This is a genomic window from Paenibacillus ginsengarvi (assembly GCF_003626695.1).
Classification (GTDB): domain Bacteria; phylum Bacillota; class Bacilli; order Paenibacillales; family NBRC-103111; genus Paenibacillus_AB; species Paenibacillus_AB ginsengarvi.
Window position 1 is genome coordinate 18,841 of record NZ_RBAH01000033.1, and the last position, 26,837, is coordinate 45,677.

23 protein-coding genes are annotated in these 26,837 nt (G+C 50.5%); 18 read left to right on the forward strand and 5 right to left on the reverse strand.

The features are described 5' to 3' along the window. Positions 1-10: 10 nt before the first annotated feature. The 3 genes from D7M11_RS30985 (at position 11) to thyA (ending at position 2,561) form a co-directional block, all read left to right on the forward strand. Positions 11-823 carry a response regulator transcription factor gene (locus D7M11_RS30985; RefSeq protein ID WP_120751159.1) on the forward strand — a complete coding sequence of 271 codons (813 nt, stop codon included), beginning with the start codon at positions 11-13 and terminating at the stop codon, positions 821-823. After that, complete coding sequence (locus tag D7M11_RS30990) at positions 813-1,595, forward strand: Cof-type HAD-IIB family hydrolase (RefSeq protein ID WP_120751160.1); 783 nt, start codon at positions 813-815, stop codon at positions 1,593-1,595. The genes D7M11_RS30985 and D7M11_RS30990 overlap by 11 nt, the downstream gene beginning before the upstream one ends. 132 nt (positions 1,596-1,727) lie before the next feature. Then, a complete protein-coding gene (gene thyA, locus D7M11_RS30995) occupies positions 1,728-2,561 on the forward strand; it encodes a thymidylate synthase (RefSeq protein ID WP_120751161.1) in 834 nt (277 codons plus the stop codon). Between the two features lie 100 nt (positions 2,562-2,661). On the opposite strand, the gene D7M11_RS31000 is transcribed toward thyA, so the two are convergent. The 3 genes from D7M11_RS31000 to D7M11_RS31005 all read right to left on the reverse strand — a co-directional run bounded on the left by D7M11_RS31000 (position 2,662) and on the right by D7M11_RS31005 (position 4,243). After that, positions 2,662-3,345 carry a M14 family metallopeptidase gene (locus D7M11_RS31000; protein ID WP_120751162.1) on the reverse strand — a complete coding sequence of 228 codons (684 nt, stop codon included), beginning with the start codon at positions 3,343-3,345 and terminating at the stop codon, positions 2,662-2,664. A 189-nt stretch (positions 3,346-3,534) separates the two neighbouring features. Further along, complete coding sequence (locus tag D7M11_RS36590) at positions 3,535-3,672, reverse strand: hypothetical protein (protein ID WP_158606938.1); 138 nt, start codon at positions 3,670-3,672, stop codon at positions 3,535-3,537. 25 nt (positions 3,673-3,697) lie between these two features. Continuing rightward, complete coding sequence (locus D7M11_RS31005; RefSeq protein WP_120751163.1) at positions 3,698-4,243, reverse strand: pyridoxamine 5'-phosphate oxidase family protein; 546 nt, start codon at positions 4,241-4,243, stop codon at positions 3,698-3,700. A gap of 104 nt (positions 4,244-4,347) precedes the next feature. Here D7M11_RS31005 and pdxR point away from each other — a divergent pair, with 104 nt between their 5' ends. Next, entirely contained in the window at positions 4,348-5,751 is a 1,404-nt protein-coding gene (gene pdxR, locus D7M11_RS31010; protein ID WP_240041388.1) for a MocR-like pyridoxine biosynthesis transcription factor PdxR, read from the forward strand. A gap of 80 nt (positions 5,752-5,831) precedes the next feature. On the opposite strand, the gene D7M11_RS31015 is transcribed toward pdxR, so the two are convergent. Further along, on the reverse strand, positions 5,832-7,301 hold the full coding sequence (locus D7M11_RS31015) for a methyl-accepting chemotaxis protein (protein ID WP_120751164.1): 1,470 nt from the start codon (positions 7,299-7,301) through the stop codon (positions 5,832-5,834). A 269-nt stretch (positions 7,302-7,570) separates the two neighbouring features. Here D7M11_RS31015 and D7M11_RS31020 point away from each other — a divergent pair, with 269 nt between their 5' ends. Continuing rightward, positions 7,571-8,581: a Gfo/Idh/MocA family protein gene (locus D7M11_RS31020; RefSeq protein ID WP_120751165.1), complete on the forward strand. Its 1,011-nt coding sequence runs from the start codon at positions 7,571-7,573 to the stop codon at positions 8,579-8,581. A gap of 62 nt (positions 8,582-8,643) precedes the next feature. Here the strand turns inward: D7M11_RS31020 and D7M11_RS31025 are convergent, their stop codons facing one another. Further along, on the reverse strand, positions 8,644-9,231 hold the full coding sequence (locus D7M11_RS31025) for a histidine phosphatase family protein (RefSeq protein ID WP_120751166.1): 588 nt from the start codon (positions 9,229-9,231) through the stop codon (positions 8,644-8,646). 65 nt (positions 9,232-9,296) lie between these two features. Here D7M11_RS31025 and D7M11_RS31030 point away from each other — a divergent pair, with 65 nt between their 5' ends. The 13 genes from D7M11_RS31030 to D7M11_RS31080 all read left to right on the forward strand — a co-directional run bounded on the left by D7M11_RS31030 (position 9,297) and on the right by D7M11_RS31080 (position 26,821). After that, a complete protein-coding gene (locus tag D7M11_RS31030; RefSeq protein ID WP_120751167.1) occupies positions 9,297-9,920 on the forward strand; it encodes an FMN-binding negative transcriptional regulator in 624 nt (207 codons plus the stop codon). Positions 9,921-9,948: 28 nt separating this feature from the next. Next, entirely contained in the window at positions 9,949-10,392 is a 444-nt protein-coding gene (locus D7M11_RS31035; protein WP_120751168.1) for a GyrI-like domain-containing protein, read from the forward strand. Positions 10,393-10,442: 50 nt separating this feature from the next. Then, entirely contained in the window at positions 10,443-10,637 is a 195-nt protein-coding gene (locus tag D7M11_RS36205) for a hypothetical protein (RefSeq protein WP_147433527.1), read from the forward strand. A 293-nt stretch (positions 10,638-10,930) separates the two neighbouring features. After that, entirely contained in the window at positions 10,931-13,444 is a 2,514-nt protein-coding gene (locus tag D7M11_RS31040; RefSeq protein ID WP_147433528.1) for a helix-turn-helix domain-containing protein, read from the forward strand. Between the two features lie 420 nt (positions 13,445-13,864). Continuing rightward, entirely contained in the window at positions 13,865-14,770 is a 906-nt protein-coding gene (locus D7M11_RS31045; RefSeq protein WP_338042524.1) for an ABC transporter permease, read from the forward strand. Between the two features lie 21 nt (positions 14,771-14,791). Next, the gene (locus D7M11_RS31050) at positions 14,792-15,670 is read left to right on the forward strand and encodes a carbohydrate ABC transporter permease (protein WP_120751171.1); all 879 of its coding nucleotides are present in this window, start codon (positions 14,792-14,794) and stop codon (positions 15,668-15,670) included. A 319-nt stretch (positions 15,671-15,989) separates the two neighbouring features. Beyond that, positions 15,990-17,570: an extracellular solute-binding protein gene (locus D7M11_RS31055; RefSeq protein WP_120751172.1), complete on the forward strand. Its 1,581-nt coding sequence runs from the start codon at positions 15,990-15,992 to the stop codon at positions 17,568-17,570. Positions 17,571-17,684: 114 nt separating this feature from the next. Further along, a complete protein-coding gene (locus tag D7M11_RS31060) occupies positions 17,685-19,913 on the forward strand; it encodes an exo-rhamnogalacturonan lyase family protein (protein ID WP_120751173.1) in 2,229 nt (742 codons plus the stop codon). A 374-nt stretch (positions 19,914-20,287) separates the two neighbouring features. Further along, positions 20,288-20,434 (forward strand): hypothetical protein, encoded by a 147-nt coding sequence (locus D7M11_RS36595; protein ID WP_158606940.1) that lies wholly within the window; start codon positions 20,288-20,290, stop codon positions 20,432-20,434. Continuing rightward, complete coding sequence (locus D7M11_RS31065) at positions 20,431-21,531, forward strand: hypothetical protein (protein WP_120751174.1); 1,101 nt, start codon at positions 20,431-20,433, stop codon at positions 21,529-21,531. Before D7M11_RS36595 ends, D7M11_RS31065 begins: the two co-directional genes overlap by 4 nt. A 29-nt stretch (positions 21,532-21,560) precedes the next feature. After that, positions 21,561-23,177: a nitrilase-related carbon-nitrogen hydrolase gene (locus D7M11_RS31070; RefSeq protein ID WP_120751175.1), complete on the forward strand. Its 1,617-nt coding sequence runs from the start codon at positions 21,561-21,563 to the stop codon at positions 23,175-23,177. Positions 23,178-23,296: 119 nt separating this feature from the next. Next, a complete protein-coding gene (locus D7M11_RS31075; protein ID WP_158606941.1) occupies positions 23,297-24,493 on the forward strand; it encodes an MGH1-like glycoside hydrolase domain-containing protein in 1,197 nt (398 codons plus the stop codon). Between the two features lie 45 nt (positions 24,494-24,538). Then, positions 24,539-26,821, forward strand: a complete 2,283-nt coding sequence (locus tag D7M11_RS31080) for a helix-turn-helix domain-containing protein (protein ID WP_205127137.1) — start codon at positions 24,539-24,541, stop codon at positions 26,819-26,821. Positions 26,822-26,837: the final 16 nt, after the last annotated feature.

The window sequence follows — 26,837 nt, forward strand, 5'->3', positions numbered from 1 at the left end:
GTGGTTTATCATGATGAAGGTGTTGCTGGTCGACGATGAACGAGTAGTCAAACGGAGCATGAGAGCGCTCATCGAAACGGAGATGACCGACTTCCGAATCGTGGCTGAAGCGAAGGACGGGCAAGAAGCGCTGCAAGCGGTTGAGCTGTACCGCCCGGATATCGTGATCACGGACATCCGCATGCCCGGCATGGATGGATTGGCTCTCATTCGCGAGCTTAAAACGCGGGGGCTGCAGGCGGAATTTGTAATCGTATCGGGCTATGGCGATTTCGGTTATGCGCAAACGGCGCTGAGATACGGAGTAACCGATTATTTGTTGAAGCCGATCGATGCGGATTATTTCGTATCGGTTTTGACCGGGATCAAGAAGCGAATCTCGCAAAGCGATCCGGTACAACCGACGGTTGGCGAAGCGGGCGCAGCAGACGGTCAGGAGCACCCGATTATCCGCGATTCGCTGGCGTACATTGCCCGTCATTATACCGATCCGACGTTGTCGTTGAAGGACGCAGCAGGCCATTACGGCATCTCCCCGAACTATTTCGGCACCTTGTTCAAGAAGCTGACCGGCTTGTCGTTCACCCAATATGTCACACACATGCGGATTGAAAAGGCGAAGCGGCATTTGCAGAAACCGTTCGTCAAAGTGTATGAAGTCGGACTCGCCGTCGGTTTCGACGATTACGCCCATTTCGCCAAAACGTTCCGGAAGTGGAACGACTGCTCGCCCTCCGAGTATCGGCAGCGCATCATCACCCAGCAATCATCAACTGGCAGCTTCGCTGGCGGGAGCGAAAGGACGAATACGGATGCGATATAAGCTTGTAGCCTTGGATATGGATGGAACGTTGCTCGACGACCAAAAACGGATTTCGCCGGAAAACGCAAACTGGATCGCCCGCGCCGGGCAAAACGGCGTGACGGTCATGTTGACGACGGGACGCGGCATCCAGAATATCCGGCCGTATGTGGAAGAGCTTCAGCTTCGCTCCCCGCTTGTGGCGGTAAACGGAGGCGAAGTGTGGAAGGCGCCCGGTGAAGTGCACAAGCGTATTCCGCTTCATCACGAGCTGATCCGCAAGATGAGGGAGAAGGCGCTGGACACGGGAGTCTGGTATTGGGCCTACACGACCGAAGGGCTCATGAATCGCGATTCTTGGATAGACAAGCCTTGGGAGAAACAGATTTGGCTGAAATTCGGCTACTCCAGCAAGGACGAGCGGCTTCTGAAGGAAATCGCCAAATGGCTGGGGACGATTCCGGACATCGAAGTGACCAATTCCCATTGGTCCAATCTGGAAATCGGTCCTATCGGTATTACAAAAGCCAGCGGGGTGGAAGAAGTATGCCGGATGCTCGGTATCGGTCTTCACGAGTGCGTGGCCATTGGGGACGGCGATAACGATATTTCCATGCTGCGGGCTTGCGGTCTCGGCATCGCGATGGCGAACGCGCCCGACGATGTGAAACAACATGCCGACAAGACGACGGCTTCAAATACCGAAGACGGCGTAGCCGAGGCGCTGAAATATGTGCTTTCCTGCAACGGTCTAGCCGTCGGCTCGCTCTTGGACTCGTTTTCCGACAGGTAAGCAGGCCACGATCCGACCGACAAACCTCCGATCCTAATCAGACGGAGGTTATCGTTGTTGCAGGAGATGACGAAATGGCGGCGAAATGATAGTATTCGCGATAAATGGACATATAGGAGGGCAAACAATCGGATGGGAATGGCGGATGCGATCTACAAAGAGCTTGTTCAACAAATTGCGGAGAACGGGGATTGGGATAAAGACCAGCAGGTCAGAACCGTTTGGGCGGACGGCACGCCTGCCTATACGAAAAGCTTGATCTGCAAGCAGCTCCGTTTCGACAATTCGGAGGTTCCGATCCTGACGACGAAGCGGGTTGCCTGGAAATCGGCCATCCACGAACTGCTCTGGTTTTATGTCAAGCGTACGAGCGACTGCGCTTATTTGGATGAGCACGACGTCAAGCTATGGAAGGAATGGACGAACGAAGGCAATAACATCGGCAAGGCGTATGGCTATCAGCTCGGCAAGCCGATCATGATCAAGGGGAAGATAACGAACCAAGTTCAAAATCTGATCGATCAGTTGAAAACAAACCCGGCTTCGAGAAGGCATGTCATCTCGCTGTGGGATGTCGACGATCTGGACCAGATGGAGCTGTACCCGTGCGTGTGGAACAACCAGTGGCTGGTGAAGCAGGGGAAGCTGCATCTGATCGTTAACGCCAGATCGAACGATATCGGCCTCGGCCATCCGCTCAACGTCTTTCAATATTATGTGCTGCAGCGGATGATGGCGCAAGTAATCGGGTACGAGCTGGGGACGCTTACGTTTAATCTGAACGATGCACATATATACGAACGTCACGTGGGGCCTTTGCTGGAACAAGTCGAGCGCGAGCCGTATCCGGCTCCCGAGTTGTGGATCAATCCCGACATTCGCTGCTTCGACGATTTTACGATCGACGATTTCAAGCTGGTTGGTTACAATTATCATCCGTCCGTCAAGATGGAAGTAGCCATCTGAAATAGAGGGGACAGGTCATGACGGGCGACCGGAAATATTTCTGGCCGCCTGTTTGGCGTTTCCGCGTTTTCACTTCGGAGCAAGTCTTCGCATGACACGTTCAGTCCGACGTCAACTTCGCTTCCCTCAGCAGTCTGCGCACAATATCCACCTGATAGCCGACTCGCGTAGAGCGCGGCATTTCCCAGCTTGTTTCCACTGTAATCGCTTTGGACTTCAGAATGCCGTAAGCCGCATTGCGCCCCGATCCGGGCAGCGACCGGAGCTTGATCGTGAAGTGCCGCGATCGGTTCGTTATTCGCCCGTTCAGCTTTGCCGTCACCCGTTTCATGGCGGGGACCGCTTTACTGCGGGGATTGGCGATCAGCGTTTGTCCCAGTACGCGCGGATTTCGCTTCGAAAAGCCGTTCGCTTCGTGCAGATCGATGTACCAGTCGGGCCGGTTACGCTTTGCCAGGCGAAAGAGCGAGGCGGATAACGGGTGGCGCGCCGATTCCCGCGAATGACGCGGAAACGTCCGGTTCAGGTCGGGCTTGCCGCGAATATGCCGTTTATAGGCTATCTGGTTGACGATAGGGACCAAGATCAGTTTGCCGCTGCGAATATAAACATCATGCTGTCGAATTAGGCGCAGCAGCTTTTTCGCCGCAGCGATGCTGGCCACTTCATTGCCGTGAACGCCTGCCGTTACGACGACGGTGCGGCCGCTCCCGCTGCCCCGTATGATATAGTAGGGCGTTTCGTATTTCGAACTTGGGGCTAACCGGCGTTTCGTAATCTGCATAACCGACACCTCCAGGATAATCTAAAGTACGGCAAAACGCGCAGGTTTGCAATGGGCAAATGACTCTGCCGGAAGACAAAACGGTAAAAAAAGCAATCAAGGAGAAACCGAGGGGCCTGGCCGAATGATACGATTAAAGAGTGGATTGAAATACTGATGATAATGCGGCTTGATTCTTAATGATCATCACTACGAGACGCTGCTCGTCGAATCGATGTTCCAGACCCTTACGAACAAGGCGATCGCCGAGTTGCTAGCGACGAAGTCGAAATAAGGCAAGAGCAGCCCCAGGATGCAATCCGATCCGGGGGCTTGTTTGCTTTTCATTTGCTGTTTGAATCCGGGGTTGCTTCTACTGGTCGTCACGGACCGTTTTGCCGGGATAAAACAAACTGCCCCCTTCGCTGACGCTTTCTTTGGACGTTACGGATGAGGCCGTTAAGCGGAACACAGCCGTCCGGCTCCCGAGCGACGATCTGTATTTGTCGACATGGGTTTTGGATAGCGCCTCCTTGTAGTAGCCTGGCACATATTTGTCCAGCATCGCCTGCATCGCTTCGGTCGCTTCGTCCAAGTCGGTAACGGCATGGACATGACCGAACACCATGACGCTCATAAAGGCTGTATCGGTAAGCGCCGGAACCGGACTGGTCGTTGTTCCGTACTGCTCGCATACCGTAAAACAAGCTTCCGCGTTTTGCTGCATGTACGTGATTTTGCGCCCTTCCGCCGCTCCGTGAAAATAGACGGCGCCGTGATGCCAGACGTAGTTCAGCGGTACGACATAAGGCTGGTTGCCTGCGGACAGGCCTAAAAATCCGGTTTTGGCGCTTTGCAGGAACGACTCGATTTTGTCCGTGTCGGTACAGGCTCTTTTTTGCATGCGAATGGGAAACATAGGCATTCACCTTTCTTCGTTTGGTGTTTTGTGATATTGTCATCTTAATGGGATATTGTCCCTATTAAAAGTGACAGTTTACGAATAAATGAGGGGGTCAGGGAGTGCTTCAATTAACGCCGCTGCTCGATAAGATGTCGAAGGTACCGCTGTACTCGCAGTTGTATGCATACGTCAAGGAACAGATCGAGTCCGGCGGTATAACACCCGGAACCAGACTGCCCTCGATTCGTTATTTGTCGGGCGATTTGCGGATCAGCAAAAATACGGTAGAGGCCGCGTATCAGCAGCTTGTGGCGGAAGGTTATCTGGAGAGCAAAAAACGAAACGGCTTGACGGTGCTGGCGCTCGAAGAAGCGGATACGATCCCGGATCCGCCTCAGCCCGTTTCCCGGCCGGATGTTCGGGCAGATTGCTGCCGGTATGACTTTCGTTATGGCGATATTGAGCTGAAACATTTTCCGGTGCGTACCTGGAAACGCTGCTTATCGGATTCGTTCGACGCCGATCCGTATGGCGTGCTCGGATATGGCGATGCTCAAGGGAACCCCGAGCTTCGGGCGCAAATCGCAAGCTATTTGTACAAAACGAGGGGCGTCTCCTGTACCCCGGAGCAGATCATGATCGGCTCCGGCACGCAGTATTCGATCCATATGGTAATCCGGCTGTTGTCGCTGGAGGGGCAGCGTATCGCCATGGAGGACCCGGGTTACAACGGCGCGCGGACGGTATTCCAGAGCGGCGGCTGCCAGATCGTCCCCGTAGCCCTCGATCAGGACGGTCTGCATGTGGACGAGCTGTATGCGAAAGCGGCCGGCGTGAGTGCCGTGTACGTGACGCCGTCCCATCAATTTCCGCTCGGCATGATACTCTCGGTCCAGAAACGAATGAGGCTGCTGCAGTGGGCGGCCCAGCACGACGCGATCATCATTGAGGACGATTACGATGGCGAATTTCGCTATGTCGGCCAGCCGATCCCGTCGCTCAAGGCGCTCGATATGTCTGAACGGGTGGTTTACTTGGGCACATTCTCCAAATCGTTTCTGCCGGCAGCCCGGCTGAGTTATGCCGTACTGCCGAAAACGCTGCTATCGAGGCTGGAGCCGCTATTATCGGTTTACAACCAGCCGGCTTCGCCGATCATTCAGCAAGCCGTCTCCTTGTTCATGAGCCGAGGGCATTTCTCCGGTCATGTCCGTAAAATGAGAAGATTGTATCAGGCGAAGCATAAGGCGCTGATCGCTTTGATTCAGCAGGAGATGGGGGAGCGGGTCACGATCATTGGGCACAAATCCGGTCTGCACATCCTGCTGGATGTGATCGGGAAGGACAGCGAGGTACTGCTGGAGCAGGCGGCCCGCAAAGGCGTTCGGGTATATTCACCCCGTATTCATTGGCTGGAGCCGGACGAATGCCCGCGCTCGTACGTGTTGCTCGGCTTCGGCGGTCTGAGCGATGCGGAGCTGGCGGGCAGTATTCGTCTGCTTCGCGAAGCTTGGTTCGGATAAGGGGCACGCACAAAAAAAGACGCCGCTGCCGGGCGTTCCGGTATACGGCGTCTTCGTTTAATCGCCGGAATCGCCGCCTGTTACCGGCGTTCCGTCATTTTGTTAATATCGGCTGCAAGCTTGTCGAGCTGCAGGAAGCTCTCTACGATGTCCTGAATCCGCGTGTCCTGCGTTTTCATGCTTCCGGCCATTTCTTTCATGGAGGCGTTGTTCTGCTCCGTAACGCTGGCGATCGTAATGAGCTCCTCCGTAATTTTCGTATATTGGACATACAGATCGTCTGCCGCAAGCTTGACCTCGGCGGATTGACCGTCGACACGGGCCGAATTGCCCGATAGCGTGCGGAGCGCTTCGGCCACCTCGCTGGCGGCTTGGCCGCTTTCGATGACCGTTTGCTGACCTTGCGTTATTTGTTCGGACGCTTGATCGGTTTTGCTGTGAATCGTTTCGAGTATCGTCACGATTTGTTCGGTCGATCGCTGCGACGTCTCGGCCAGCTTGCGGATTTCGCTAGATACGACGGCAAAGCCTTTGCCGTGTTCGCCGGCACGCGCCGCTTCGATAGCGGCATTAAGCGCAAGCAGGTTCGTTTGCGCCGATATTTGCTGGATCGTCGATACGATGTCGCCGATGCGGCCGTTCTGTTCGTTCAGCTCGTCCATAATCGATACGGATTTGTCGATCGACTGCCGCACATGGCCCATTTGTTCCTCTAGCGACCTAGCCATCCGGCTGCCGTGATCCGTCAGTTTGACGGAATCGCTAGATAGCGCAATCATCTCCGTCGACCTTCCGGCTAGAGCGGCTACGGCCTGTTCGATCATACGCGCCGACTCGCTGATGGCGGAAACGCTGCCGGTTTGCGTTTCGTTGCTGGCCGATATTTCCGCGAAGGATATCGTCACTTCCTTCGAAATTGCGCTTGCCGAAGTCATATTCGCTTTCAGCTTTGAGCTGAAGTCGTTCAGCAGTACAAGCGAAGCGGACAACTGATCGACGATCGCGGCGGTGCGGGCTTGCTCGGCCTCGGCCTGCTCGCGCTTCGCGATGACTTCCCGCTGCATCCGTTCGCTGAACAGGGCGGACACGAGCAGCGGGATGGCGACAAAGGCCAAATACATGAAGATCGTGACGGGATCGTTGTTGCCGAACATCGCGTCCTTGTAAGGGCTCAGCAGCAAATAAATCGTTAGGGCTACTCCCAGAAATGCGGAGAAAGCGATTGCCCGAAAGTTCGTATAAAGCGTCATAATAGCCAAATTAACGAAGACGAGAAAATAAGTCGTTATGATCGGGCCGCTTAAAACAAGCAGCAGCGTCAATATCGTTACGATCGAGGCTACTACGTACATAATGAACTTCGGGAACCAGCGTTTATAGGTCATGACGGTTGCCACTCCGCAAGTGACCAGGCCGACTATGGCCAAAACGATGATGGTTTGTGCTGGCGCGCCGGTCAAAAAGTCGACGGCGATGCCCAAGGCGAGCATTCCCCAGATGATCGATACCATCTGTTTGTTTCTGCGATGCAGCGTTTCCGAGTAGTTCAACCGATAACCACCTTCCGACGATGTATAAGATCTATGAAAATAATACCACGTGCCTAAAAATACGCAAATAGACCTAGGTATAGGTGGTTCGAAAGTTGGGTTTGGAGGGGAGGGTGCGGAATTTTATCGATTGTATTTTTTCGTATCTCGTATCGCCCGCGGATGATACAATGACAGTAGGAAGTGTCCGAGTGTACACCATGTTACGGCGTGTTTGCAAGCACGCCCTTGTTCACATATAGAAAAACCGAACAAAGGATGGGATACATATGACCGGTACGAGTCAAACGATCCGCGGAGCCGTCATCGGATACGGCGGGGCTTTCAACATGGGAAGGGCGCACGGCAATAATATGAAACGCGTCGGCTTCGAGTTTGTCGCCGCGTGCGATTTGGACCCGAAGCGGATGGAGCAGGCGAGCGAGGAGTTTCCCGGTATCCGGACGTACACTAGCGTCAGCGAGCTGCTGGAGCAGCCGGATATCGATCTGGTTACCGTCATAACGCCGCACAACACCCATGCGCCGCTAGCCGAGCAGGTTCTCCGCAGCGGCAAGCATTGCATCCTGGAGAAGCCGATGTGCATCCGCGCCAAGGAGGCGGACGCGCTTGTGAGGCTGTCCCGTGAGAAAGGGCTGATGCTGTCCGTTTTCCACAATCGCCGATGGGACGGGTGGTACTTGACCGTGAAAGAGCTGATCGATCAAGGCGTCATCGGCGACATTTTTCATGTCGAGATGTTTATGGGCGGGTACAATGAGCCGCGAGATTGGTGGAGAGAAGACAAGCAAATTTCCGGCGGCGCCTTCTACGACTGGGGCGCACACTATGTCGACTACCTGCTCGGCATCGTTCCGGGAAAAATCCGCTCCGTCCGCGGCTATGTACATAATCGCGTCTGGCACCAGAAAACGAACGAGGACCAGATCGACAGTACCATCTTGTTCGAAAGCGGAGCGGTAGCCCAAATCCAGATTTCATCGATTGCCAGGACTGGGAAAGCAAAGTTCCGCATTTTGGGAACGAAAGGGGCGGCCGAGGTGTGGAACTCCGGCGAGCTGAATCTGTATACCGATGTCGACGGAAAAAACGAGAAGACGACGCTGCAAACGCAGCCGGAGCAGCATCACCGGTATTACGACAATATCGCCGGTCATCTGCTCCGCAGAGAAGAGCTGATCGTAAAGCCGGAGGAGGCGCGCAGAGTCATAGCCGTCATCGAGACGACGGAACGTTCGGCCCAAGAGGGCCGCGAGCTGCTGCCGCCGTTCGAGGAGTAGAGGTTATCTGGCGCTGCCGGAAAACGTCCGGAAGTCCGTATCCGCTGCGGGCTTCTTTTTTTCTATAATTCGTATTCGTTCATTCCGCAATTGTCGGCATGAAAGTGGTAATACTGCTCGTTAGACAAATCGTGAAAATAGGCGTGAACGACGCGACATACTCCGCCGTGAGTTACGATCAAGATGTTCCGGCTTGCGTAGTTTTCTTTTAATTCGTCCAGGAAATTGAAAATTCTTTGCGTCACTTGCAGGATGGATTCCCCGCCAAGCATTCTGTGAGGGAAATGCCGCTTTGCTGCTTTAAACGTTTCGTCAGTTCTTAAAATGCCTTCGAACGCACCGTAGTTCTGTTCCTTCAGTCTTGGGTCGACGGTATAGGGTTTAAGAAGGGCTGCGGAAATAATTTCAGCTGTTTGCTTGGCCCTGATCAGAGGAGAGCACAGGATGATCTCGACCTGTTTCTCTTTTATTTGTACGGAAAGCTCTGTGGCTTGGGCGATACCGCGGTCCGCTAAAGGGATATCGGATATACCGCACACCCGATTCTCCTCGTTCCATTTGGTTAAACCATGCCTGACTACGTATAAGGTCAACTCATCATCCCCATCGCTGTATAGAATCTCGTAAGTATGTATTCGGCTATGCGGCATGAGGAACCTGCACAAACTTTGTTGCCAAGATCAAAGAATTTACAAAAAAGAAAGGACTGTCAGCCATGTACATTCCCAAATATTTTGAAGTATCTGACGTACCAAAGCTTGTCTCCTTCATCCGGGACAACAGCTTCGGCATCTTGTTTTCACAAAACGACGGCTTGCCTTTCGCGACGCATCTGCCATTACTGATCGAGCAAACCGCCGAGGGGGACTGGCAACTGACCGGACATATGGCGAGGTCCAATCCGCACCATGCCTATATAACGAGCCAGGGCGCCCCGGTTTTGGCCGTTTTCCAAGGCCCGCATGCCTATATTTCGCCGTCCTGGTACGAAGAACCGAACACGGTGCCAACCTGGAACTATGTCGCCGTTCACGTATATGGCGAGTTTGCGGCGATCATGGACGAAGAGGAGCTTGCCGCCATGATGAAGCGCACGATCGACCGGTACGAATCGTCCATGCCCGAGCCTTGGACAACGGAGTTGGGTAACGGCTTCAACCGTCAGCTCATGCAAGCGATCGTCGGCTTCAAAATCCGCGTGACCCGGTTCGAAGGAAAATGGAAGCTGAGCCAGAATCATTCCGACGAAAGACGGCAAAAAGTGATCGCGGCCCTGAGGCAGCAGGGATATCCCGATGCAGAAAAGATTGCGGAGTTAATGTATAATATTGGGAAATAGACTAGCCTCATGGTAAAGGAGTAAAACTATGAATATTATACAGCTCGGCGCTAAAAAGCTGATCGGGATTCGAGTACTATGCGAAGGAGATCAATACGTGCACGAAATTCCGATGGCGGCCGAAGCCGTCAAGATGAGATTGCCGGAAATTCGGAACAAGGTCCATCCGCAGCAATTCATCGGGGCTTTCGTCGTAGCGGAATATCCGGAAGAACAAGACGGCTACTGGATTGGCGTTGAGGTGGAGAATACACAGCATATCCCTGCCGGGATGACTAGTCTGGAAATTCCGGCGCAAACTTATGCCGTCATCACGCACGAAGGACCGAATACGGGGATCAGGCGGACATACGAGATTTTGCACGAATGGATCGCGGCTCAGGGCCATGAACGAATTTTATCCGCGTGGCATTTGGAGCTTTCCGGAATAGGCGGCGGGCCGGTCGAACTGCACAGCACGATCCGAGCATAAACCTTTACATAATCTTCATGCTGTGAAAAAGCTCCACGAACAATTACTCCTTGCAATTGCATACGTATTCCACTTATAACTGCTGTAGAACGCCGGCAGGTAAACCGGTCGATGAAGAAGCCGATAGCCAGCTTCTTGTTTTCGATGAAAAAGATGAGACGGAAGGCTTTAAAGAGAAGCACGGGTTGACGCTCGAGGAATGGGCTGCCCTCACATTCGGTAATAAAGCAGAGGTACGCGAATAACAAAAGATCTTTAGTGATAAATAGAGTACTTTAATTGCCAGAGGAGTCGAGGCAAAAATTCGGCACAGTATGCATGGCTATATAGTTATATATCAAATAAGTGATATACATTAGAGAGATATGCGGAGAGTGGGGTGGACATGTCCGTCAAAACGACCGGAGGTGCTAATGGTGAAAGAACAGGATCATAACGGTAACGTTTATATCCGTTGGGGTAAACAGATGATTGATTATTAAGAGAGAGTTCCCACTTTAAAATATAATGAAGAACGTTAAAAAGAGCAGTTCACCCTGTGTGGCTGCTCTTTTTGATCGCGGGGTCTGATATTGCTACCACCATAAAGAGTCCGACTTTGCAGCGGAAGTCTCTCTTTTCTTGCGGGAGATTTTTGCTAATTATTTTTAGAAAATTTTGCCTTGACTTCTTGTATCACCCTAATCTATATTGGCACAAGATGAGAAGTAAAGTTCATCTTGGCAATCCCAAAGGGGGGCGCTTCGAAATGAAAAACAGAAGGCTGCAAATGCGTTTTCCTAATACGAGCAGTGTTTTTTTCAAGCTGCTAAGCTCCTTTATCATTTTGATTTTGGTGCCGATTCTAATCTTTGGAAGCTTGGCTTATTTCCTATTCTCGAATGCGCTTCAAGAGGAAGTGAAAAAGAACAACGAACTCCTGTTGAAGCATGTTTATGTCAACATTGAGCAAAAAATGGAGGAAGTCCGGCAAACCTTGTATCAAATTTCGTTGACCGTTGATGTCGATCCCGGCAATCCAACGAAATTGCTGGACGTGTCCAAAACATTAAATCGCATCAAAGGCACGCAATCTTTTATAGACGATGTATACGTGTACTATAAGGAGAAGAATTGGATTATCACGGAGTCGGGTTTGTTTTATCCGGAGTATTTCTTCGACTACGTGTATAAACCCGAAACGAACGATCGAGAACAATTGCTTCAGAAGCTGCAGGACCGCAATCTCTTTCAAGATCTGGGTACTTTCAAGCTGACAGACGGTGCTGGGTCCGGCAAACGGTATATCGTGGTTTTGTCGTCGTTTCCCCTTTACAACGCTGGGATCAGGGGGGCCCTTGTTGTCTTAATCAATGAGACTAAATTTATGTCCATGATGAATTCCGTGAATCCATCGGACGCTCAAACCGGTTTTTATATCGTGAACGAGAAGCTTCAAACGATTATGGAATCGGATGCGAACCATTTCAATGTACGATTCTCGGATTGGAAGCTGCAGCAGTTTTTAAATGAGACTCTGATTGAAAGCCCTTCCAATAAAACGCGATACGACAATTACTTCGTTTCCCAATTTCATTCCAATGTGACGGATTGGAAATATATCGCATTTTCATCGGCGGCCCATATTTTTAAACCGGTTTTCTTTTTACGCAATTTGATGGTGATCACCAGCTTATTCCTGCTAAGTTTAGGAGTGATGCTGTCCATCTTTCTCGCGAGAAACTTATACAAGCCGATTGGAGAAATTATGAGGTCGTTCCAATTCGACATGTCCGCCGTGGATTGGAAAAAGGAGAAAAAAATAAGCGAATTGGAGCTGATTTCGAGCCACATTCACTACATCACAGAGCGAAATCAGCATTTGATGCAAAGCGAAACGGAGCATATGTCTCTTTTGAAAGATTATTATGCGAAAACGATGATCCTGGGCATACCGGAGGAACGGATGAAGGTCAGGCCGGACTCGGCGGCTGGATTCAAGTATCCGTTGTTTTCCGTTATCGCGGCCAAGATCGAAATGACCGATCCCTTAAGCACCACCTTCCAACAAATGAATTTCAATAGCCGCCTGATCGAGGTGTTCAATCAGCTCTTGAACAATGATGCGGATATCTCGTGCATGGTAACGAATATTGGCCGGAATCAAATCTCCATTCTTGCGAATTATGAACAAGAAGACAAACTCACTCTGAACTTGCAGGCTGCCATGGAGCAAATATCCGGGTTGCCGGAAAAGGTCCGCTTTTCCCTTGCGCTAGGGATCGGAAGACCGTGTGATGATCTCTTGACCGTGAATCGATCTTACGAAGAAGCACTGGAAGCATTAAATTATCGTGAAGTAGACAAAACGATTCAGCTTATTCAACATCATGACATCCACTTCGTACAGAAGTTTGTGGATTATCCGATCGATTTGGAACAGCAAATCATCGGAAATGTTCTTTCCGGCGATTACGCGAAGCTCGAAACGGTATTGAATGAAACCATCGACAGAAACAGGCATGCCATAAACTCGTATTTGCTATTGAACGATCTTTACAACACGCTTATGGCTACGGCCAACAAAATCATCCAAAGGAGCAGTGTGAAGAAGGAAGATGTGTTTGACGAAGCCGTCATCAGCATTTATATGAACAAAGAAATGGCGAGCCTGGAAAGTATGAAGGACTCCGTATTCGGCATCTACCGGTATATGATCGAAACGTTATACGGGAATAAGGAGAGCAAAAACTACGATTTAAAGAACCAAATGATTCACTATATCGAATCCCATTTTAGCAGCGATATTTCTTTAACAACACTTGCGGATCATTTTAACTTGAATCCCAAATATTTGAGCCGCTATTTTAAAGACCAGACCGGAACGAACTTCATCCAATATGTCAATCGGCTGCGGATAGATCAAGCCAAACTGCTGTTGCTAAAAGAAAAAAGTCTCCATATCGACGAGATTGGGGAAAAAGTCGGCTATTTGAACAAAAATACGTTTATTACCACTTTCAAAAAACATGAAGGGATGACACCCGGAAAGTTCAGGGAACTATCGTCTTGATAACTGAACGCTACAACCAAGGTTTGAAACCCTCGGCCTGTCTCCTTTCGCTCCCAACTGAAGGCTGCGACCCAAAACCTCTGAAGTGATTTGCTCAGAGGTTTTTCTTACTCTGACAAACGTAAAGCCGCAATTTTCCGAGATCCCATCGAACCCCCGCTTCACGAGCCTAACCGAACGCCGAAGCCAAGAACCGTCCGCGAACCGGACGGTTTTTCTTAGAACTTGCGGTTTTTGCAAAGCAAATATAGAAAATAGATGCCGTATGTGCCCAGAATGTAGAATTTGAATTCCTCTTCGAAATTGAATGCTTGAATCGCATTGAAACCGCTTTTATGATCGTGTTAACACAGAGTGAACATATCCAACACGATGCGGAAAAGACATGCAATTGGTTGCGATCAGGAAGAGGGCGATAAGTTGAAACAAACCTTACGATTAATCAAAAGAGACCGCTTGCTTTTATTCATGCTGCTTCCCGGAATCCTTTATTTTCTCGTCTTCAAGTATGCCCCCATGTACGGAGTCGTCATCGCCTTCCAAAGATACAATCTGTACAAAGGCATTTTTCACAGCGAATGGGTGGGCCTCAAGTATTTTATAGAGTTTTTTCAAGGCCCGGATGCGTGGCGGCTGATCCGCAATACGCTGCTCCTCAATGTGTATCAACTTCTGTTTGCCTTCCCGGCGCCGATCCTTTTAGCGCTTGCCTTTAATGAATTGAGAAAGGCCTGGTTCAAAAAGATTAGTCAGACAATCAGTTTTCTGCCGCATTTTATCTCTACCGTTGTCATCGCCGGACTTGTCGTCAATTTTCTTTCGCCATCGACAGGGCTTGCCAACAAATTGCTGGGCCTTTTCGGGGTCAGTCCGATTTCGTTTATGATGATGCCGGATTATTTCAGGACGATTTTCATCAGCATGGGCATCTGGAAATCGGTCGGATGGGGGACGATCATTTACTTGGCAGCGATGGCGGGGATTAATCCGGAATTGTACGAAGCCGCTTCCATTGATGGAGCCAGTAAGCTTAAAAAAGTGTGGTATGTGACGCTCCCGGGGATAATGCCGGTCATCATCATCTTATTCATTTTGCAATTGGGCGATATCCTGAGCGTCGGCGCAGAATCCATCATTCTTTTATACAATCCGGTCACCTATGAAACGGCCGATGTGCTGTCGACATACGTTTACCGCAGAGGATTGATTTCTGGCGAGTTCAGCTTCGCTGCAGCGGTCGACTTGTTTAATTCCGTCGTAGGCCTCATTCTTGTGTTCGCTGCGAACAAAATCAGCAAAAAAGCAACGGAAACCAGTATATGGTAAACCGAGTGGGGGGAACATCCAATGAAAATCGCCGATAGCTGGGGAGACCGAATCTTTGCCAATATTTCGCGGATCCTGATCTGGTTCGTCGTACTCGTTACCTTGTATCCGTTTGTATACGTTTTCTCGTCCTCGATCAGCGATCCGACAGCGGTATATAAAAATCAAATCTTTTTGTGGCCGATCGGGTTCAGCTTGAAGGCGTATAAAACCATATTAAGTTACCCGGAATTAAGAATCGGATATGTGAACACCGTCTTCTATACCGTTGTAGGAACGGCCATCAACATGTTGCTCACTTCCTTGATGGCTTACCCACTCTCCAGGAAGAACCTCGTATTCCGCAAACCGTTCATGATCATGATCACCTTCACCCTTGTCTTTTCCGGAGGTTTGATCCCTACGTTCCTGATCGTGAAGTCGCTTGGTATGGTGGATACTTATTGGGCGCTGTTAATTCCAGGCGCCATCAGTACGTGGAACGTCATTCTGATGAAGACCTTCTTCGAAAACTTGCCCAGAGAGCTGGAAGAAGCGGCCACGATCGACGGCGCGTCGTCGATGCAAATTTTGTTTCGCATCATCTTGCCTTTATCGAAACCCGCCTTCGTAACGATTGCCTTGTTTTATGCGGTCGGACACTGGAACAGCTATTTTCCGGCGATGATCTATTTGCAGAGTGAACACTTGTATCCCGTGCAATTATTTTTGCGCAAGATCGTATTGCTTGGTCAAACGGCCGATATCACGGGTGGACAAGGGAGCACGGAGACGATCTTGATGGCGGAATCGCTCAAATATGCAACGATCATGATTGTTGCTTTGCCGATCATGCTCGTATACCCGTTTATCCAGAAGTATTTTGTAAAAGGCGCCATGATCGGATCGCTGAAAGGGTGAAAAAGCGCAAGCTTTTTACCATATATACAAAAACATTTAGGAGGGGTTCAAAGTCTGAAATCTAAGCTCACCGCACGTAGTACGGAGAACGGGCATAACAAAATAAGTCGTGCTCAGAACGGTTAAATGGAAATAAATGTATGTGGAGGCGGATAAAAAGTCAGGTGGCCACGGGCATCACATGGTAACCAACCGACACATATAACGATGCGGTCACCTCGTGAAGAGGCGGCCCACCATACAAAAAAATCGCTCATCGACGCCAACGGATTTCATTCCGTTTTGTGTTTTGAGCAAAGCGAAAGGAAGGGGTATAACGATGAAGGAATTCAAGAAAATCTCGTGGATGATGACAGCCGGTTCGGTTTTGGTGATCTGTGCGGCAGGATGCAACAGCTCGGATTCGGGTTCGGCAGGGCAGTCAAGCCCGAGCGCGGCGCCGTCTGCCGGTACAGCGTCAAGCGCGCCGCCAGCTGCCACATTCCCGCTAAAGGAAAAGGCTTCATTCGAAATATTCTCCGCCGCCCACGATACGAAACCGCAAAGGGGAACTGAACCAATTTTTGCCGAAATTGAAAAAAGAACGAATGTACAGCTGAAATTGACCAACATTCCCTCTGCAAGCTACGCCGATAAATTCAAGGTGACTCTGGTTTCCGGCGATTTGCCGGATGTGATGGATTCGGACGTCGCCTCGGCGAAAAAGTACGGCATGGATGGAGCGTTCTTGGCGCTGGACGACTTGCTCAAAAAGTTCGGCCCCAACATTTTGAAAGCGATCAAGGAAGAAGGCATAGATGCTTCCTTGCGGGCAGCCGACGGGAAAATTTATGGGATTCCCTATTTTTCCATGCCGGGTACCACCGCTACCGTCCCGCAATACAGACAGGATTGGTTGGATGAAGTGAAACTGAAAGCCCCAACAAACCCGGATGAGTTTTATAAAGTCCTCAAAGCTTTCAAAGATGCGAATTTGGGAGGCAAGGACACGATTCCGTTCGCTCCGCAAGGTTATAGCAACTTCCCGATCTTCAGGGCGTTCGGAACGGATCCGCGCATGTATCTGAACAAAGAAGGGGTGTATCAATTTGGCCCTGCTCTTCCAGGGATGAAAGATGCGCTGACCTTCTTGAACAAACTATATATCGAAAAATTAATCGATCCCGAATTTGCGATCATCTCGAAACAGCAATGGGAAGCGAAGGTTAGTAAAGGCAATGTGGGGGCGATCTTCTTTAACCCGGGCCGCACCGATTTCTTCACGGATGTGCTCAAGAAGGAAAATGCGAAAGCCAAGATGGTGGGCGGCGGAGCGCTCAAGGATAAAAACGGAAAAGGAGAGTTGCTGCCGGATTTCAGCCTGAAAGGTGTCATGGCGATTTCGTCCAAGTCCAAAAACGCGGAGTTGATCGTAAAATATTATGACTTCTTGTACAGCCCTGTAGGCAGGCTTCTGACGCAATATGGCATTGAAGGTCAGAGCTATACCATGAAAGATGGAAAGCCGCAATATACGGATGATTTCAAGAAAGATATGGTGAATAACCCCATAAATCTAGGCATAGGCACATCCAAATATTTCTTTACCGCTCCTCTGCCGAGCCTATTCAAGGATCGAAATGAAGGCATGTTAGTGGCCGATGCCGTAGAAACTTCGAAGCCCGATTGGACCAAGCAGGAGCCGCAACTGAGCTTTACGCAAGCGGAGCAGGATATCGTGTCCAAAAACCTGCAACCGATTATGGACAAAACGAGCGAGTACATGATCAAATTCATCATCGGCCAGGAACCGTTGACAAACTTCGATAAATACGTAGGAGAACTGAAGCAACGCGGTTTGGATGACTTGGTCAAGACTTATAATGCAGCGTATCAACGTGCTTTGAAAGCTTCCCAATAATCCAAGAATGCAAGAAAGATTCTAAATTGGAAGGCAGTTGCTGCCCTCCAATTTAGAATCGCGATTGATCGGGTTCATTACAGCATGAAGCTTGATTGAGAAGGAGATGCACGAATGATATCGCTCCATTTCGAGAAAATTTCCATGTATCCCAGACATGAGGAACCGTGCATGATCGCGGTGCCATTCGCGAAAGGGGTAGTGTCTGATACAACAAGAGTATCCGTCCTTGACGGCAACGTGGCGATACCGACTCAAACAAGGGTGACCGCCAAATGGCCCGATGGCTCCGTAAAATGGCTGCTGCTGCATTTTCTAGCCGATCTTCCGGCCAATTTGGGCAAAGCGTTCGCACTCTCGACGGATCGCGTAACGGCAGTACCTGCGAACCCAGTCATGATCGAGCCGGTGAATGGCACGTTTGTGATCCGTACGGGTGCGATCGAAGCCGAGTTGACAGCACCGGGAGGAACGGGATTATTCCAATCGTTGAAGCGAACAGGATTTGTACCCACCCATGATGTGGTTGGACCCTCGCTTCGAGACGCTTCCGAACAGGAGTATGATTGCCAGATTTCCTCAGAAGGCTGGCGCGTCATCGAAGCGGGTCCGGTTCGCTGTGCGGTTGAAGCGAGAGGAAAGCACCGCGATCGTGCAAAAGAGAGCCAATGGTTTGACTTTGTAGTCCGGGTCTATGCGTATGCCGGCAAGCCTTGGCTAATGATCGACTACCAGATTGTCAATAAGGAGCCAGAGAGCGAGCAGGTGATTCACGCAGCCGAATTGCATGTTCGTTCCGCGCACGCTATCCGGACGTCCGATCAACTTCGATTGGGGATGAACCGCGCCGGAGTCGATCGCAGGATGAAGAGCGGATCGCCGGGAGAACGGTTGTCGTGTAAATTTACGGCCGAGAATCTCGAAAAAGAATTTATCGAAGACCAGGCGGAAACGTTCGCGGGTACTTTCTGGGCGGATCTGTCCGGACATCAGCACGGCGGAATTAGTGTTACTTTGTTTCAGGCCTTGCAAAATTGTCCTAAATCGTTGGATGTGACCGGCGAAGAAATAACCGTCGGCATTATTCCTGCCGGACATCCGATCCGTATGCTGCAGGGAATGGCCAAAACCCATCGATTGTTCCTGCATGTGCATCGCGGGGACGAAACGCTGGAAGAAGTGAATGTACGCAGTCTGCAATTCCAGCTTCCGGATCATCCCGTTCTTGAGTCTGCTGCATTCGAGCGCGCCGGCATAATCGAATCGATTCCCGGCGATCAGACGATAGATTGGGTGGAACGCGGATTTTATCGGATGGCCGACGGCCGTACGAAAACATACGGCATGCTTGATTGGGGCGATGCGCCGGATAAAGACTATACGGCCCAGGGCAGAGGCGGCGGAGATTGGGTATGGGTGAACAACGAATATGATCTGCCGCATGCGATGATGCATTTGTATGCGAGAACCGGTAAACGAAGGTTTTACGACTATTTGATGAGAGCGGCGGAACATTGGAAGGACGTGGACATTCTCCATTACAGCCCCAATCCGCTGCGTCATCAAGGTCAAGTGATGCATTCCGCCAAGCATGTGACAGGCGAGGTGAAAATATGTCATGAGTGGGTGGAAGGGTTGCTTGATTACTACCACCTAACGGGGGAAGCATCCGCACTCGAGGCCGCAATCGGCATCGGAGACAATGTGAGGAGGCTGCTGGCTACTCCCCGTTACCAAGGCGAAGGCGGCGTTTCCGCAAGAGAAAGCGGTTGGGCGCTTCGCAGTCTGGGAGCTTTGTATACCGAGACCCATGACGAGAAGTGGCTGCAATCCGCAGACCAAATCGTCGATCATTTCGAAGCCTGGAAAAAGAAGTATGGCGCCTGGCTGGCACCGGCTGCAGGGCATGTCGTTTATCGTTCAGGCTTCATGATATGCATCGCCGTCAACAGCTTGATGCGCTATTATCGAATCCGCCCGGATGAACGGATCAAGCAAATGATCGTGGACGCGTTGGAGGATTATGTGGAGCATTGCTATGTGAAGGAAACGGGCATGTTCTATTACAAAGAACTGCCGAGCACGCAGCATCTGCACAGCAATCCAATCTGTCTGGAATCGCTCTCCTATGCCTACGAATTCTCCGGCGACCTCAAATATTTGGAAGCCGGGCGAGTCACCTTCGAAGAGGCCATCAGAGTCGCTCAGGGGAGTGGTAAAACAAGGGAAATATCCGGCGAGGCGCTTATTTTTTGGGGAGACAGTCCGAAAAAGTTTGCCCAATACTACTACCCGATCTTTTATTATTATCGAACTATCCTAAAAGCCGGCATCAAGTTCTAAACATGCGGAAGTGGGATAAGGTTTGCGTAGGCAATGGGAACATTTGACCGCACCGGACTTTACGCAGGCTTGCCGAAGAGAACTCATCGCCTTGCTTGCCGAGCGAGCGGCGCACGCTGTCAAGCTCATAAAGGATAACGAGGAAGCCTGAAGGCTGCAGCAGGAATTTTTCGACGGCGGTAGGCGTAAATGATCACGCTGCAGACGAGCGGCTATGGAAGCTTGCGGTGTTCGAACGTTAAAAGTGGTGTTTGAATCCAGGCATGGAGGGGACTGGATGAAGCTCCAGCTTCAAAATAAAGTGATTGTAATAACCGGCGCGCTGGGCAAGATCGGCTTCTCTTCAACTCGAATGTTTCTGGAGAGGCGCCAAGGTGGTCGCCAATGATTGGGTAGTTGCGAATAATTCTCCCCGGATGTTGGCGCTGATGGAGCAATATGGCCCGGAAAGGCTGCTGTCTGATGCCTCCGCCTACATCAAGGGATCGCTGTATACGATCGACGGAGGGATCCGGATATGAGGAAGCGGGTTGCGGTGATCATAACCCAATACTGGCTTAATTCCCACGCTGATGTGATCGTCAGCAGGCTGCTTGGCGAGCTTGGATATAAACCGCAAGTCGAGCTTGTCGCTATGTACGTCGAACAAGTGACAGCCAGAGACTTGAGTCGTGAGCAATCCGTGAGGCACGGCGTACCCATCTGTGCCACCATTGAGGAAGCGGTCGCCTGGGGTGCCCCAGAACGGCCGGTCGACGGTGTTGTCGTCATCGGGGAGCATGGAGATTACCCGTGGAATGAGAAGCAGCAGCACTTGTATCCGCGGCTGAGGTTCATGCAAGAGACGCTGGCGGCCATGGATCTTCACGGCATTCGCGTGCCGATCTTTCTGGATAAGCATTTCTCATACAACAATACGGATGCGCGCTGGATTTATGATGAGGTCAAGCGCCGGGGTATTCCTTTCATGGCCGGTTCTTCCATCCCCTACACGGATTATTTGCCTCACTTCGATCGGGCGTTTCTGCAGAGAGGCCGGATATTCTTCATCAACAGTCATGGCGGGCATGAGTCTTACGGATTCCATGGCATGGAAGTGCTGCAGGCGCTAGCTGAACACCGCCTCGGGGCGGAGTTGGGCGTCGCATCCGTTCATGCCTTGTCAGGTGACGAGATGTGGCAAGCGATGGACCGTGGAGAATGGCCGGAAGCGCTGATGCTGCGTGCCCTCGCACTCGAGCCGGAGCTAGCAGGGAGACATCCCCGTAAGGAGTGTCCTAATCCCGCGCTGTTCGTCGTAACCTATCAGGATGGTACGATGGGGTACGTGGCTCAGCTCGATAAATTTGCAACCCGATGGAGCTTTGCCGTTCAGGATGATGAAGGCGCTTGTATCGCTGCGTACTGTAATACAGGGACAGAGAGGCCTTATCGCCATTTTACCAGGCTGACCGAAATGATAGAGGAGATGATCATCAACGGGACCCTTCCTTGCCGGATTGAAAGAAATTTGCTTACCACTTTCTTGATCAATTCCGCCATGGAATCCTTATATCTGAGACGCCCGTTGTCCTTGGAAGAATGGAATGTTGCTTATGACCCGGCACCGAACCGCTGATCTTCACTTCGGCATGGAAGGACCTGCTTGTGACCGGGAAGTTTTATAAAGCGGACGAATCTTACCAGTCATGGCTGGCGGTGAAAGCTGCGGATGCCGCGATCATGGCCTACTGCAACCGGGTGGAAGCGAGAATCGGCGTCGGTGCCGGGTATGAAGCCGACATCTCTAATGTGGATACCTACCGAGAATTATTATATCTCGATGAAACGATTGATCGAGAAATGGGAGGAGACGATCCTGTGCTTGTATTAAACAAGTTCGATTTTGCAAGAGAATCCGATGCATGGGTGATCCCGGAATCGGATCGGGTTGTACGGCAGGAGAACGGATTGTCCGTACGGGCTTCGGGCGGACCGTCGATTGCGATTGAAGGTCCGGGCGTTCATACGCGCAACGGCGACGCCATTCACTTAGTTTTCAAAGATCTGGGCAGCGGCTCCGGTTATGTTCGATTCGGCTTTGAAGGCGGTTTCGAATACGCCTATGTGGAATGCAACCTCGGCTGTCGCGAGGCTGCGCTTTTCACCAGCGAGTGGAATCGCGCACAGCCCGTCGTTCGGGTCGAGTTGCCGCCTGCTGTGCAGGACGAGATCGAAGTTACTTTGGTCAAAACAGAAGGAGCCGGCAATCGGATCAAGCTGGCCGATCTGGCAATCTATTGGAACGGCGAATGCGTGATTCGCAGCGGCGATCATGATATCATCCCTCAGTTGGGGGTAAGGATTAGTGTCGAGGATGCGGATGTGGAGCTGCTGCGATTCGCGCATGAAGGTCCAACAGCGCTGATGAAAGAGTATTTGAAGACAGGCGCCTGGCAAATGCTGAATTCCCGCGATGTGAAGGACAATGTTCGATCTATTTGCAAAGGGATACGAAGCGCGGCGGAGCTTGGTATTGAATTATTAGTAGCGCCGGAATACTGTATATTTGGTTTTTTTGGCACCAAGCCGACGCTCGATCAGATAGAACCGATGCAAGAGGCCGAAGCGATCATTCGAGCCTGTTTGCGGGAAACCGCAAACTCTCCCTACCTGATTGTCGGGAGACCGAATTGGGATCAGGTGAGACCCGGTTCGTCCGAACCTGTCTTCAATTCTTGCAGGTTGTACGATCCGGACGGCAATACCGTGCGCGACAATCTAAAATTCAGGACTTGCGAAAGGCACTATTACCATGGGCACAGGCTGAACGAATTTGACATTTACGGCGTCCCGGTCAGCCTGCATGTATGCCATGACCGAAGATATCCCGATCTGAGAACGCTGCCTGTCATGTTCGGCTCACGGCTCATCATTCATCCGGTTAACGGAGGACTCGTTACAGGTGCCCGTGTAGCCGTACAGGCAGTGGCCAAAGATGAAACAGCAACCACGCACGCATTCTACCTGAGAGCCTCTACGGATGGGGGCAGTTATATGATCGGACCGAAAAAATTCGACAACCTGCTCGCCATCAGCTCGGAATGCAAGTTGACGGATTCTCCCGGCGAGCTTGCAGGCGCTCCTGCCGAAGAATTGGTCGTTGCCACGATTCGAACGCACGACGCTTTTGGATATTGGCCCGTCCGCTCCTACCGGGCATCGGAAGCGATCGCAGAAGCCTACGAGCAGCTGTACCAAACGATGGGCGGACGGAATATTTGAATCGATCCTCCGGACCGGTGCAGTCAAGGAAAGTTGCACCGGCTGGAGAATCGGAGGATGTATCACGGTCACGAACGTTCGCTCGGGGAAGGATTGTGGAGAGAGAAGGAGACACTTTCATGAGAAGTTTGAAACAGCAAGTGTATGACATGGGCAAGCCCGAGTGGAAATCGATGCTGGAATATACGGTAGAGCTTCATAAAAAGTGCACTCGAGAACCGGAGCCTCCCTTTCATTATCCATGGGAAGAAATCGGAACGGGGTACTGCTACGGTCCGGCATTCGGTCACATTGATCTAACCCATGCGACTTTGGACACCCTCCGTTATCAGCCGGATCATGCCAAACATCAAATCTTAAACTACTTAAACCTGCAGACTTCCGACGGATTGATCCCCGGCTGCATTTGGTTCCGCGACGGCGAGGTGAAATGGAGTACGGTGAAGGGGCATCCTCCGTTTTGGCCGGTGGCCGTGCAGGATTATTATGACCTATACGAAGATATCGATTTGTTGAAAACCGCCTACCATGCTCTGGTTCGGCAAATCGGCTGGTTTGAAACCAAACGGAAGGCGGAAAACGAAGGGTACTACTATCTCGATCTGTGGAAAAAGGTATGGGAAAGCGGTGTCGATGACGGAATTCGGTATGACCATATCACACCGGGGCCATATGCGTGCGTCGATGCGACGGCGCATGTCTATCAAATGCATGTTTTCGCTGCACAATGGGCGAGCTTTCTTGATTTGCCTGCTGAATCCGCGAAATGGCAAATCAGAGCCGAACAGCTTGCGGAATTTATACGCTGCGCCTTGTTCGATGAAGAAACGGCTCTATTCCACGATATTTGGTCGGTTAATAATCCCGGGAGCCGTCGCCTTACTTTTGAGGGCATGTGGCCGATGATGGTCGGTGCGGCAACCGTGAAGCAAGCGAATCGCGTGATCGATGAAAATGTATTGAATCCAAAGCGTTTTTTCACCAAGCATCCGGTTCCGACCATCGCTCTGGAAGATCCGGCATTTGAACTTCGCATGTGGCGGGGGCCTTCCTGGAACAGTATCACCTATTGGGTCGCTCGGGGTTGTACCCTGTACGGGAGAAACGATGCGGCCAAAGTGATTCTGGAACGCGCATTGGACCATACAGCCGAGAAATTTTCCGAGACCGGGACATTATGGGAGTTCTATCATCCACATGGAGGACATCCGACCGAACTCCAAAGAAAACCTTATACCGAGTTTAATCAACCGTGTCGCGAGTATATGGGCCATAACCCTTTGATCGCCATGACCGATTTATGGGCTTCCCTATGAAAAACCAGACCCGTTCGGAAAACGCAGAAAAGCTTATCGGGAGAGGTGCAACCGGTGATCGCTTCTTCACTGTTAAGAAGATGGTTTGTGTTCAGCACGCTTCTTACGTCACTCCCGATTCTTTTTTTGGGAGTGTTTTCATATACAATTGCATCCAAGGGCATTCAAGAGAAAGTAGACGAGGGCAATCTGCAAAATCTGTTACAGACCCAAATGCGGGTGGAGCAGTTGCTCAAAACACTGGAGTACGTGGTGATGCAATATGTCAGTTCGCCAATTGTTAATAATGCTCTTTATAAGTCGCTCACTACCGCCACCCACTTCAAGGAAATCAACGATTTGTCGCAAGGATTGCATAATCTTCATTTTTTCATCGGTGTGCAAGATGCTTCTTTGATTAATGTGAGGGAAAACTGGTATATAGGAAAAAACGGATTCGGGAACAACCTTAAAGAGCTTGCCGATTATGAAAGCTTGGAACGATATACTTCGATGAGGAACAATTTGGTGTGGATGCCGGATCCGACTTCCTCCCCAGAGATGGGAACCTTGAATCTGATCTGCAAAGTGCCACTATTGAATTTTTCCGTGGAAACTAGTGCTTTGCTAATTTTAAAAATCAAAAAAAGTGATTTGAATCGGCAATTTTTGGCGCAAAATGAGCTGGGAAACTTGTTCGTGCTAGATCGTTCCCCCCAAGCCGTGCTCGGTGATCCGAATATCGGTGAATTATCTGTGGAAGTCCAAAACCGGATTACTGAAATGATAGAGTCCTTGCAAAGTCGCAACGGTCACTTTCCGATGGATTGGGAAGGGCGAGATGTATGGATTCATTTTATACAATCACCCCAGCACGGTTGGACTTATCTAGCCGTTCAAGATGCCAAAAAGTCTACAATGGAGGCTCGACAAATCGGGATCTTCACATTGGCAAGCTGTGCGGCGTTGTTCCTGCTTTTCGGAGCGGCAGCCCTTTATGGCTCCCATTGGATGTATTCGCCAATCCGGGGATTTGTTCAATTCATGCGAAGTGACTTAGGCAACAAAGACGAGGGGGATGTGAAAGATGATTTCGCCGACTTGGCCCAACGTATTCGTCATTTGATGAACAGCGGTCTTCAGATGCAGGACCAATTGACCTTCTATGCCGTCCAACTCAGGGACAGCTTCGTGCAGCGGTTATTGGCCGGAAAAATCACTAAAAGCAGATTGCTGGAGCACTTGTCCGCAACAGGCTTTCCCGTTGCTTGGAAGCGATTGATTGTGTTTGTCGTCCAAATTGATACTTTGAAAAATACCCGTTATCAGGAACGAGACAATGATTTGTTACTTTTCGCGATCGGGAATATTGTGGGCGATTTGGTAGAACCCATGAAAAGATTTCAGCCGGTATCCATGGACAACTCGCAAGTGACGATTCTGGCTTCGGAATTTGAAACAGATGAAGAATGCAGCAGATGGGCGCTCTCGATTGCGGAAGATATTCGAATCAAGATAGCGGAATTCCTCAGTTTGAAGGTAAGCATTGGGGTCAGCCGTTCTTATGTCGACCTTGTCGATGTATCGGGAGCTTACCAGGAAGGTCTTGAGGCTCTGAAGTATAGGTTCCAACTGGGATCGGAAATGATATTGCACATTAATGACATTCAATTGAACAGAAACAAGGAAACCGTATACCCCAAGCAGTTGGAAAGGGATATTGTTGATGCGGTTAAGCTCGGGCATCCCGAGCGGATCTCCACATGCTTGGAAGTCTATTTGCTACATGCCATCCAATCCAATATCCATATTCAAGAATTCCAATTTATGCTGATGCAATTAATCGGAAGTTTGACTGAGTTGCTTTACGGTTCAGGTTTGTCAGCCGAGAAGGTTCTTGGCGATAAGCAGGTTGCCCATCATTTGTTGCAAGGAAAATCATTGATTGAGTGGAAACGATGGCTATTGGACGAAATCGCGATGCCTATAGCCAACCACTTAAGGGATGAACGCGAATCGCATAATAATCGGATAACGGAAGATCTGATTCGGATAATAGAAAGGGAATTCGAGTCCAATTTAACGCTGGAGGATTGCTCGGCGAGACTTAATTTTCACCCGGTTTATGTCAGTCGCGTGTTCAAGAAGGAAACCGGGTTAACCTTCAGTGATTTTTTGGCGCAGCATCGGCTACGGATCGCAAAGAAATGGCTGGTCGAGACGGATATGACCATTTTGGAAATCGCCACGCGGCTGAATTACGCGAATTCAACCCCGTTTATCCGATATTTTAGCAAGGCTACCGGAGTTACACCTGGAAAGTATCGTAAAGATCATATGCAGTTGTAGGACATACAAACACCCA

Bases quoted from the DNA above. Each gene is read 5' to 3' on its own strand.
- D7M11_RS31075 (WP_158606941.1), top strand. From the start codon at position 23,297: ATGAGAAGTTTGAAACAGCAAGTGTATGACATGGGCAAGCCCGAGTGG.
- D7M11_RS31060 (WP_120751173.1), top strand. From the start codon at position 17,685: ATGATATCGCTCCATTTCGAGAAAATTTCCATGTATCCCAGACATGAG.
- D7M11_RS31030 (WP_120751167.1), top strand. From the start codon at position 9,297: ATGTACATTCCCAAATATTTTGAAGTATCTGACGTACCAAAGCTTGTC.
- D7M11_RS31055 (WP_120751172.1), top strand. From the start codon at position 15,990: ATGAAGGAATTCAAGAAAATCTCGTGGATGATGACAGCCGGTTCGGTT.
- D7M11_RS30990 (WP_120751160.1), top strand. From the start codon at position 813: ATGCGATATAAGCTTGTAGCCTTGGATATGGATGGAACGTTGCTCGAC.
- D7M11_RS31020 (WP_120751165.1), top strand. From the start codon at position 7,571: ATGACCGGTACGAGTCAAACGATCCGCGGAGCCGTCATCGGATACGGC.
- D7M11_RS31065 (WP_120751174.1), top strand. From the start codon at position 20,431: ATGAGGAAGCGGGTTGCGGTGATCATAACCCAATACTGGCTTAATTCC.
- D7M11_RS31025 (WP_120751166.1), bottom strand. From the start codon at position 9,231: ATGCCGCATAGCCGAATACATACTTACGAGATTCTATACAGCGATGGG.
- D7M11_RS31005 (WP_120751163.1), bottom strand. From the start codon at position 4,243: ATGTTTCCCATTCGCATGCAAAAAAGAGCCTGTACCGACACGGACAAA.
- D7M11_RS31035 (WP_120751168.1), top strand. From the start codon at position 9,949: ATGAATATTATACAGCTCGGCGCTAAAAAGCTGATCGGGATTCGAGTA.
- D7M11_RS31050 (WP_120751171.1), top strand. From the start codon at position 14,792: ATGAAAATCGCCGATAGCTGGGGAGACCGAATCTTTGCCAATATTTCG.
- thyA (WP_120751161.1), top strand. From the start codon at position 1,728: ATGGGAATGGCGGATGCGATCTACAAAGAGCTTGTTCAACAAATTGCG.
- D7M11_RS30985 (WP_120751159.1), top strand. From the start codon at position 11: ATGATGAAGGTGTTGCTGGTCGACGATGAACGAGTAGTCAAACGGAGC.
- D7M11_RS31000 (WP_120751162.1), bottom strand. From the start codon at position 3,345: ATGCAGATTACGAAACGCCGGTTAGCCCCAAGTTCGAAATACGAAACG.
- D7M11_RS36590 (WP_158606938.1), bottom strand. From the start codon at position 3,672: ATGAAAAGCAAACAAGCCCCCGGATCGGATTGCATCCTGGGGCTGCTC.